At 38.8% G+C, this 1,719-nt stretch carries 1 protein-coding gene; it reads left to right on the forward strand.

From position 1 onward, the window contains the following. Positions 1–86 precede the first annotated feature (86 nt). Complete coding sequence (locus G0Q09_RS14835; RefSeq protein ID WP_257468305.1) at positions 87–1,631, forward strand: IS1182 family transposase; 1,545 nt, start codon at positions 87–89, stop codon at positions 1,629–1,631. Positions 1,632–1,719: the final 88 nt, after the last annotated feature.

Here is a 1,719-nt window from a genome sequence, read left to right on the forward strand (position 1 = left end):
GAATCCGTCTCACAACTGAGGCGGATTTTTTTTGGTTATTATTTTAGATTTTTGTATATTTATGTTTGATAATCAGATATTTGTCTATGAATTTCAAGTATTACAACCAAAATCAGACGGTGTTGTTTCCGTATAGTTTTGAGGAGTTGATTCCCAATAATCATCCTGTTCGGATTGTCAATGATATTTTGGAGAGGATCAATATAGATCCGCTGCTAAAAGCGTACAGCAAAGAGGGAAATCCCAGCTATCATCCCGTGATGATGCTCAAGGTGATGGTTTTTGCCTATATGAGCAACATTTATTCCTCCCGGAAAATCGAAAAAGCACTTCGCGAAAACATCAATTTTATGTGGCTCTCCAATATGAGCATCGTGGATCATAATACCGTGAACAGGTTTCGGGCTCACAAGCTTGAAGCAGCTTTCAAAGATATTTTCTCGCAAGTGGTTTTGCTTCTTGCCGAAGAAGGCTTGGTAAGTTTGAAACAGGTTTTTGTGGACGGAACGAAAATCGAAGCCCAGGCAAACCGCTACACTTTTGTGTGGGCCAATGCCATAAAAACCAACAAAGAAAAGATGCTCCGCCAACTAGAGGACCTTTGGAAATATGCCCAAAGCGTTGCCCGGGAAGAGGACAAAGACCCTGAACCGCCTGAATTTAAAGAAATCAGCAAAGAAAAAATTCAGCAAACGGTAGAAAATATCAATGCCAAATTAAAAGGCAGCGACGGTAAAACTGATTCCGACAAAAAAGCCAAAGCCAAGCTGAATTACATTAAAAACAATTTTGAGAAAAACCTCGGTAAATACGAAGCTCAGGAGGCTATTTTGGCAGAGAGGAACTCCTACAGCAAGACTGATGAGGACGCTACTTTTATGAGGCTAAAGGATGACCATATGCAAAACGGACAGCTCAAACCTGCCTATAATGCGCAGATTTCTACCGAGAATCAGTTTATTGTAAATTACACAATCCATCAAGAGACCAACGACTTCAATACCCTGAAGCATCATTTGGAGAATTTTGAGAAATTGTTTGGTAAAAATAAACTCGAAGAATTGGAAGAACTCACTGCCGATGCGGGCTACGGAAGCGAGGAAAATTATGAATTATTAGAACAAAAAAACATCATTCCATTTGTAAAGTACAACACCTTCGATAAAGAGCAAAATGCCCATTATCAGTTGAAGCACAAAACATTCAGCAAAGAAAATCTGCATTATAATAAGGAAGGAGATTATTACGTCTGTCCGATGGGACAAAAAATGGAGAAAACTCACGTAAGCACTCGGAAAACCAAGACCGGTTATCCTCAAAAACTATCGCATTATCAGGCTAAAAATTGTGATGGATGCCCAATCAGAGGCGTTTGCCACAGTTCCAAAGAAAACCGGAGCATTGAGCGAAACCATCATTTGGAAGATTACAAAGAAAAAATCCGGGAACTTCTAAACAGTGAAGAAGGCATCAAAAAACGTAAACAACGGTCAGTTGAAGTAGAACCTGTGTTTGCACACCTGAAACATTGCAACAATTTTAAACGATTCACACTTAGAGGTCTGAAAAAAGTGGAATTGGAGTTCGGATTACACGCTTTAGCACACAATTTAAGAAAGAAAGTTGCCTGAAGAGAACAACTTTTCACTTTTTCTTAAAATATTGAAAAACTTTTATAACAAAAAAATCCGCCTCAAATTTTGTTGTGAGACGGATTCT

It is taken from the genome of Empedobacter falsenii (assembly GCF_019308355.1).
GTDB classification, from domain to species: Bacteria; Bacteroidota; Bacteroidia; order Flavobacteriales; family Weeksellaceae; genus Empedobacter; species Empedobacter falsenii_B.